Raw genomic sequence first — 8,685 nt, 5'->3', positions numbered from 1 at the left:
CATGATCGCCATTACTCGCCGCACCCTGCTCGCCACCTCCGGCATTGCCGCCGCTGCGGCGGGCCTGCCCGGCTCCGCCTTGGCGCGCGGGGTCGAGAAGGCGCCGCCGGACCTCTTCGTCGGAACCGGCGGCGACGGCCACACCTATCCGGGACCGACGACACCGTTCGGCATGGTCCAGGTCGGCCCCGATACGGACAACACGCGGTGGGAGGGATGCTCGGGCTATCACCGCACCGACACCTCGATCATGGGCTTCTCGCACACCCACCTCTCCGGCACCGGCATCGGCGATCTGATGGACGTGCTGGTGGTGCCGAGCCGTGGAGCGGTCGAGCTCGTTCCCGGACCGCGCGAGGATCCGGACAAGGGCTATCGCCAGCGCTTCTCCGAGGAGCATGCGGAACCCGGCTACTACCGCGTGCGGCTCGAAAGCGGCGTTCTTTCGGAACTGACCGCGACCGAGCGGACCGGCTGGCAGCGCCACCGCTTCCCGCAAGGGCCGGGCCATGTGCTGCTCGACTTCTGGCACATGCCGCCGGTGCAGCCGCCAACCTACCGGCTGGTGCGCGACGCGACGCTCTCGATCGCCGGCGATGGCACCATCACCGGCAGCCGCTCGGTCTACCGCTGGGCCAAGGGACGCAAGATCCACTTCGCGCTGAAGCTGTCGCGGGCGCCCGACCGCGTGACCTTCTATGTCGACGACAAGCCGCAGCCGGACGGCACCCGCACCGTATCGGGCGACAAGCTCAAGCTGGTGCTCCACTATGACGATGCCGGCGCCGCACCGATCCTGACCAAGTGCGGCCTGTCGGGCGTCGACGTGGCGGGCGCGCGTGCGAACCTGGAGGCCGAGGGCCGCGGCTGGAATTTCGACGCGCATCGCCGCGCGGCCACCAAGGCGTGGGACAAGGCGCTCGGCACGGTGCGCGTGTCCGGCGGCACCCCGGAGCAGCGAACGATCCTGGCGAGCGCCATCTATCATGCGCAGCTGGCGCCGACGCTCTTCTCGGACGTCGACGGGCGCTACATGGGGCTGGACCGGAAGGTGCACCAGCTTCCAGCCAAGGAGCGCGCCTACAGCACCTATTCCTTGTGGGACACCTATCGCACGCTGCACCCGCTGCTGACCCTGATCGCGCCCGAGCGTGCGACCGAGTTCACCCACGACCTGCTGCGCCAGAGCATCGAGAGCCCCTTCGGGCCGCCGGTGTGGCCGCTCCAGGGCGTCGAGACCGGCACCATGATCGGCTGGCACGCGGTCGCGGTGCTGGCGGAGGCGCATGCCAAGGGCATCCCGGCCGACTATGCCGCCGCATGGCCGGCGATCCGCAGGCGTGCGTTCGACCCGACGACGCCCGACGTGGCCAGCACCCGCGCGCGCGGCGATTATGCGAAGCTCGGCTATCTGCCTGCCGACCGCGTGGACGAGTCCGTCAGCCGCACCCAGGAATATGCCTATGACGACTGGGCGATGGCGCACTTGGCCGAGGCGGCGGGCGCGCACGAGGACGCGGCGGCCCTGCGCAAGCGCAGTTTGAACTACCGCAACGTGCTCGATCCCAAGATCCGCTTCGCGCGGGCACGGCTGGCGAACGGCAGCTGGATCACCCCCTACGATCCGATCCAGATCGGGCACAAGGTGGAGGAGTATCGCGACTATACCGAGGCGAACGGCTGGCAGGCGACCTTCCTGAACCAGCACGACATCTATGGCCAGATCGCGCACTTCGGCGGCGAGGCGGCGTTCGAGGCGAAGCTCGACGCGCTGTTTTCGGCACCCTCGACGCTGCCGGACAATGCGCCGCCCGACATCTCGGGTCTGGTCGGGCAATATGCGCACGGCAACGAGCCGAGCCACCACGTGGCCTATCTCTATGCCTACACGGGCGCGCCTTGGAAGACGCAGGCGATGGTGCGGCGGCTCCTCACCGAAATGTACAAGGACGATCCGGACGGCGTCATCGGCAACGACGATTGCGGGCAGATGAGCGCCTGGTTCGTGATGAGCGCGCTCGGCTTCTATCCGGTAGATCCGGTCGAGGCGGCCTATGTGTTCGGATCGCCGCTGTTCGAGCGCGCCGAGGTGAAGCTGGGTGTCAACCGCAAACTGGTGGTCGAGGCACCGGGCAACCGACCGGACACGCCGTATGTGGCGGCAGTGACCTGGAACGGGCGCCCCTGGACCCGCAGCTGGATCGCGCACCGCGAACTCGCAAAGGGCGGCACCCTGCGCTTCACCATGAGCGGAACGCCCAACCGCGATTTCGGCCGGGCGCCGGCCGACCGTCCGCCCTCCTACGGCAGCACGCCTGCCTGACCTGCCCCTTCGGAGTATCCCATGACCGATGTTTCGCGGCGTACGCTGCTCGCCACCACCCTGGTGGCAGGCACCCTTCCCGCCGGCGCTGCCCGTGCCGCAACCAAGCCGCGGGCCCCGCAGCCCTGGGGTGCCGTCCCCTCGCCCCGCCAATGGCGCTGGCACGGTCGCGAGGCCTATGCCTTCGTCCATTTCTCGATCAACACCTACACCGATAAGGAATGGGGCTTCGGCGACGAGAGCCCGAAGCTGTTCAACCCCAGCGACTTCGACGCGGACCAGATCGTCGCCGCGGCCAAGGCGGCGGATCTGCGCGGACTGATCCTGACGGCCAAGCACCATGACGGCTTCTGCCTGTGGCCGACGAATCTGACCGAGCATTGCATCCGCAACAGCCCGTACAAGGACGGCAAGGGTGACATCGTGCGCGAGATGGCGGATGCCTGTCGCCGCGCCAATCTTCCCTTCGGCCTCTATCTGTCGCCCTGGGACCGGAACCACGCGCAGTACGGCCGGCCGGAATACATCACCTATTATCGCGCGCAGCTGACCGAGCTGTGCACGCGCTATGGCGAGCTGTTCGAGGTGTGGTTCGACGGCGCCAACGGCGGCGACGGCTATTACGGCGGCGCGCGCGAGGCGCGGAAGATCGACGCGCCGCGCTATTACAACTGGCCCTCGATCATCGCGCTGGTTCACAAGCTGCAGCCCAATGCCTGCACCTTCGATCCGCTGGGCGCCGACATCCGCTGGGTGGGCAACGAGGATGGCGTAGCCGGCGATCCCTGCTGGCCGACCATGCCGAACAAGCCGTATGACCAGAAGGACGGCAACAGTGGAGTTCGCGGGGCAGAGCTGTGGTGGCCGGCGGAGACCGACGTGTCGATCCGCCCGGGCTGGTTCTACCACGCGGACGAGGACTCCAAGGTGAAGAGCCCGGAGCGGCTGATCCGGCTGTACGATGAGTCCGTGGGCCGCGGGACCAATCTGAACCTCAACATCCCACCCGACCGCCGTGGGCGCATCGCCGACCAGGACATGAAGATCCTGAAGTCGTTCGGCGATGCGATCCGCGCGACCTTTGCGCAGGATCTCGCCAAGGACGCGGTGGCGAGCGCCAGCCACAGCCGCGGCCGCGGGTTCGAGCCGGCGCGGGTGCTCGACGGCGACCGCGAGAGCTACTGGTCGGTGCCCGATGGCGTCACCACGCCCAGCCTGACGCTGGACCTGCCGCCGGGCCACAGCTTCGACGTGATCCGGCTGCGCGAGTATCTGCCGCTGGGGGTCAGGGTGACGCGCTTTGCGATCGACGCGGAGGTGGATGGACGCTGGCAGACCTTGGCCGAGCATGCGTGCATCTCCGCCCAGCGGATCGTGCGGTTGGAGAAACCGATCGCCGCCCGGCGCGTGCGGCTGCGCATCCTGGAGGCGCCGGTGGCTCCTGCGATCAGCGAATTCGCGCTGTTCCGGTCCGTGGCGCCCGTGGACGTGCCGGCGATCGTTTCTTCCGACCCCACCGTGCTCGACACGGCAGGCTGGAAGATCGTCGAGGCGAGCGCACCGGGAGCGGAGAAGCTGCTCGACAATGATGCCGGCACCATCTGGGCGCAGCCGGCGCCGGGCGCTGGGAAACCTGCCGGCGTCACCGTGGCGTTGCCCGAGACGGTGCTGCTCGCGGGCTTCAGCCTGACCCCGTCGCGCCACGTGATGACCAATGCGGCGCCGCCGCGGGGCTACGTCGCGGAGACCAGCGTCGACGGCAAGCAATGGCAGCCGGCGGCCACCGGCGAGTTCAGCAACATCGCCTATGCGCTCTCCACCCAGCGCATCACCTTCGCCGCGCCGCGCACTGCCCGCTTCCTGCGCTTGCGCTTCGCGGAGACGGCGCTGCCCACGCCGCGCCTGGCGGTCGCCGGGATCGGCGGATTTACTGCAACGCAGTAGCGCTGCCACAATCCTACTTCGCAAAGGCCGCGGACGCTGAGTCCGCGGCCTTTCTCTTGTGTCCAATACCTGCCGCCTCAAGCGCCGGACGATTAGAACCTTTAACGTTTTTGGTATTGTATTGATATGTCGCCTATGACAGGTTTGTTTCAGATCAGCGGTACCAAAGATGGTAGCGCTCATATGGGCCGACCGAGATCAGAACGCGGTCGGGGCATCGGGGAGGCCATGTCGTGATCGTTTCACGCAGGGATACGCTTGCTATCGGTCTTGTGGGCATGGCGTCCGCCTCGGTGGCGCGGGCAGCGCCCGCCAGCCGCGCCCTGATCGTCTCCACCTGGGATTTCGGTGCCGCGGCGAACGCAGCCGCCTTCGCCCGTTTCAAGTCCGGCGGCACGCTGATCGACGCGGTCGAGGCCGGGGCGCAGGTGCCGGAGGCGGACCCCACCAACCATTCGGTCGGCTATGGCGGCTATCCGGACCGCGACGGGCACGTAACCCTCGACGCCATCATCATGGATGACCGGGGGCATGTCGGCGCGGTTGCGGCGCTGGAAGACATTCTCCACCCGATCTCGGTCGCGCGGCGCGTGATGGAGAAGACGCCGCACACGATGCTGGTGGGCGAAGGCGCGCGCCAGTTCGCGGTTGCCGAGGGCTTCGAGCGCACCAAGCTGCTGACGCCGGAAGCCGAGGCGGCGTGGCGCGACTGGCTGAAGACCGCCAAGTACCAGCCGGTCGCCAACATCGAGAACCAGCGCGGCTCCGCACTCGACCACGACACCATCGGCATCGTCGCCTGCGGCCCCGACGGGCGGCTGGCGGGCGCGTGCACGACATCGGGCATGGCGTTCAAGCTGCGCGGCCGTGTCGGTGATTCCCCGCAGGCCGGCTGCGGGCTGATGGTCGAGCCGGGCGTTGGTGCCGCGACCGCGACGGGCGTGGGCGAGGAAGTCACCCGCATCGCCGGCACCGCCCGGATCACCAGCTCGATGCGGATGGGCATGACCCCGCACGCTGCCTGCCGCGAGGCCGTGCAGCACATTGCAAAGCTTCGCGGCGAGGCCGTCCGGGACGCGCAGGTCGCGTTCCTGGCGATCGACGCCAAGGGCCAGGTCGGCGCCTTCGCGCACCTGCCGGGCTTCACCTACGCCGTTACCGACACCTCAGGCAGGACCAGCATCCACGCCGCACAGAGCCTCAAAGGGCCGGCGGGCGCAAAGAACTAAAGGGACGATTGATGAAGACGATGACGCGTTTGTTGCTGGCATCCACCTGTATCGCGGGCGTTGCAGCGATGCCGGCGATGGCTCAGGAAGCCAATGTCACCGGTGGCCCGGTTGCGACCGACTCTGCGCTCGAAGCGCCCCAGGCGAATGAAGAGGCCCCTGCCGACAGCGGCGGCGCCATCGTCGTCACCGGCTCGCGCATCAGCCGCCCGAACGTCACCGCAGCAGCGCCGATCACCTCGGTCACCTCGGAGTCCATCCGTGCGCAGGCGGCGGTGAACATCGAGGAAGTGCTCAACCGCATCCCGCAGGTCGCCCCCGACAGCCAGCAGAACTACGCGGACTCCGACGGCCGCCAGCGCATCAAGTTGCGCAACCTGGGCTTCGAGCGCACGCTCGTCCTGGTCGACGGCAAGCGCCTGGGCACGGTGAACGGCCTCGACGCGAACATGATCCCGACCTCGCTGATCAAGCGCGTCGACGTTCTGACCGGCGGCGCATCGGCCGTCTATGGTTCGGACGCGATCGCGGGCGTCGTGAACTTCGTCCTCGACGATGACTTCGAAGGCGTGCAGATCAACGGCAACTACAACTTCTACGCGCACAACAACAAGCCGGGCCTGGCGACCGAGGTCGCCAACGGCTACAACTTCGCGCAGCCGGCACGCGGCAATGCCTTTGACGGCGGCCGCACCGACGTTTCGATCACGGCCGGCAAGAAGCTGTTCGACGATCGCTTCCATATCTCCGGCTACGTCAACTACCGCGAAGCCGAGATGGTGCAGATGACGGACCGCGAGTTCGCAGCCTGCGAGCTCACGCAGCCAGTGAAGGATGGCGCGCTCGGCTGCGCCACCTCGGCCTATACGCCCTTCGGCTACCTTTCGCCGGGCGCAGGCGCGAACGCCGGCAGCACCTATGTGAACAACCCGAACGGTTCGGGTACGCTGCTGCCGTACTCCGAAACCTATGCGGCCAATCTGTACGACGGCACCGCTCTCCAGCGCGCAAACAAGCGGTGGAATGCAGGCGGCTTCGCGTCTTTCGAAATCTCGCCCGCAGCGGAAGTCTACGCGAGCACGATGTGGTTCCGAGACAAGTCGTCCAACCCGTACCCGGCGCGCATTTTGGCGCCCTCGAACTACGGTGCCGATGATGCCGGCGTCCCGCTCAAGTACACCGTACGTTGCGACAACCCGTATATGTCGCCCGCGCAGGCGCAGATCTTCTGCGGTGGCGCCGCCGGTACGTCCGCGACGACCCCGGTCGATCTGCGGTATCGCGCCAACGGCGTGGCCCCGATCAGTGACACCTATCTGAACAAGGGTCTTCGCATCAGCGGGGGTGTGCGCGGTGCGATCGCTGAGGGTTGGAGCTACGACGTCGGCGGCGTGTACGCGCGCAACCAGTTGAACACGACCTGGGGCATGCCGAACTTCGATCGCGTCAACAACGCGCTCGACGTGGTCAGCAACAACGGCACGGTCACCTGCAAAAACACAAGCGACGGCTGCCTGCCCTTCAACCCGTTCGCCGCGAACTCGCCGGTCAACAACCAGGCGCTGTTCGATTATCTGATGGTCGGCGGATACGGCACCCAGAAGACGGTCAACACGCTCTACAATGCCATCGCGACCATTCAGGGCGATCTGGGCCAGCACGGCATCACTAGCCCGTGGGCCGAGCAGGGCGTGGCGATTGCGTTCGGCGCCGAGTATCGCGAGGATCAGCTCGACTCCACCGCCGACGATGTCTGGCGCGCGCAGCGCAGCTTCACCGACCAGAACCTTTCGCAGAATGTCTGGGAAGGGAACGTCGAAGTCCAGGTGCCGATTGCCGAGAACAAGCCGTTCGCAGACCTGCTGCAGCTCAACGGGGCGTTCCGCGTGTCGAAGTACAGCACCAACCCCAAGGCGTTCACCACCTGGAAGGCGGAAGCGATCTGGGCGCCGATCCCGGACATCACCTTGCGCGCATCCATGAACCGCGCGCAGCGGGCACCGACCGTGGTCGAGGCGTTCCAGGCGAGCGACAGCAACTACGAGCGCATTGATCCGCAGGCGTTCAACGACTTCTGCGCGCCGACGATCACCGGTTACACGACCAACCCGACGACCGGCCAGCGGGAGCCGATCTTTGGTGCCCCGCAGGCGTCGCGTGAAGTCTGCGCCGCCACCGGTTTGGCCGACAATCTCTACGGCAGCGAGACGCTGCTCTGCCCGACGGATGTCGGCTGCACCACGCGCAGCGGCGGCTTCACCGTCGATCCGGAAACGGCCTATACCAAGACGTTCGGCATCGTGCTGAAGCCGCGGTTCCTGCCCGGCCTGACCGTGTCAGTCGACCGCTACATGATCGATCTCGACGACTCGATCGGCTACAATAACTACGACTTCTTCCGCGACGGATGCCTGTCGAGCGGCAACGACTTCTTCTGCTCGATGTTCGTGCGCAACGCGGATGGCACCCTCTTCAGCCCGACCAACACCAACGCGCAGAGCGGCTATGTTCGCAGGGGCACCACCAACTACTACAAGAGCAAGTCGTACGGCTGGGACTTTCAGGGCCAGTATGCGCTGCGCATGGGTTCGGCCGGCAAGCTCGACTTCGACTTCTCGGGCTCGCTGACCACGCTGCTGGGCGCACAGGACGCGCCGACGCTCAACAAGCGCAACTGCGTGGGCTATTATGGTGGCGCCGGCTGCGGCCAGTTCATCCCGAAGTGGACGCACAACCTGCGCGGCACCTACACCACCGACGACGGTGTGTTCAGCGCGTCGCTCAACTGGCGCTACCTGGGCCCGCTGACGAACGTGTCCAACTCCGGCGACACGAACCTCGGCTGGACGCCCGGCGCGACCCGCACGACCTTCTATGAGGTCAAGGCGATCAGCTACTTCGACCTGGCGCTGGCGTTCCGCGTGAATGAGCAGTTCTCGTGGCGGGTGGCTGCGAACAACCTCCTCGACAAGTCGCCGCCGGTGTTCCCGAACTCGCGCGACGTAACGGGCCTGTTCCGGAACAACACGATCTCCTCGCGCTACGACATTCTGGGTCGCCAGATCGCGGTCGGAGCGACGATCAACTTCTGATCCCGTCCATCCGGAATTCAAGTTCCCATGAACTGGGCCCGTGCTCTTTCGAGCACGGGCCCTTTTTTTGCGCGCGCGGTTCGTGGGGTGCCGGTTG

General features: G+C 66.9%; 4 protein-coding genes. All 4 read left to right on the top strand.

Annotation, left to right across the window (positions count from 1 at the left end):
- The first annotated feature begins 1 nt into the window (after nucleotide 1).
- The 4 genes from EDF69_RS09890 to EDF69_RS09875 all read left to right on the top strand — a co-directional run bounded on the left by EDF69_RS09890 (nucleotide 2) and on the right by EDF69_RS09875 (nucleotide 8,588).
- Nucleotides 2-2,323, top strand: coding sequence for a GH92 family glycosyl hydrolase (locus EDF69_RS09890; RefSeq protein ID WP_132883736.1), 2,322 nt, complete (start codon nucleotides 2-4; stop codon nucleotides 2,321-2,323).
- 21 nt (nucleotides 2,324-2,344) lie between these two features.
- Nucleotides 2,345-4,267 carry an alpha-L-fucosidase gene (locus tag EDF69_RS09885; protein WP_132883735.1) on the top strand — a complete coding sequence of 641 codons (1,923 nt, stop codon included), beginning with the start codon at nucleotides 2,345-2,347 and terminating at the stop codon, nucleotides 4,265-4,267.
- Between the two features lie 278 nt (nucleotides 4,268-4,545).
- Nucleotides 4,546-5,496 carry a N(4)-(beta-N-acetylglucosaminyl)-L-asparaginase gene (locus tag EDF69_RS09880; RefSeq protein WP_132883734.1) on the top strand — a complete coding sequence of 317 codons (951 nt, stop codon included), beginning with the start codon at nucleotides 4,546-4,548 and terminating at the stop codon, nucleotides 5,494-5,496.
- An 11-nt stretch (nucleotides 5,497-5,507) separates the two neighbouring features.
- Nucleotides 5,508-8,588, top strand: a complete 3,081-nt coding sequence (locus EDF69_RS09875) for a TonB-dependent receptor domain-containing protein (protein WP_239555416.1) — start codon at nucleotides 5,508-5,510, stop codon at nucleotides 8,586-8,588.
- The last annotated feature ends 97 nt before the right edge of the window (nucleotides 8,589-8,685 follow it).

It is taken from the genome of Sphingomonas sp. JUb134 (genome assembly GCF_004341505.2).
GTDB lineage: Bacteria > Pseudomonadota > Alphaproteobacteria > Sphingomonadales > Sphingomonadaceae > Sphingomonas.
The sequence above is the reverse complement of the archived record's forward strand: the minus strand, read 5'-3'. Positions and strand labels throughout refer to the sequence as shown.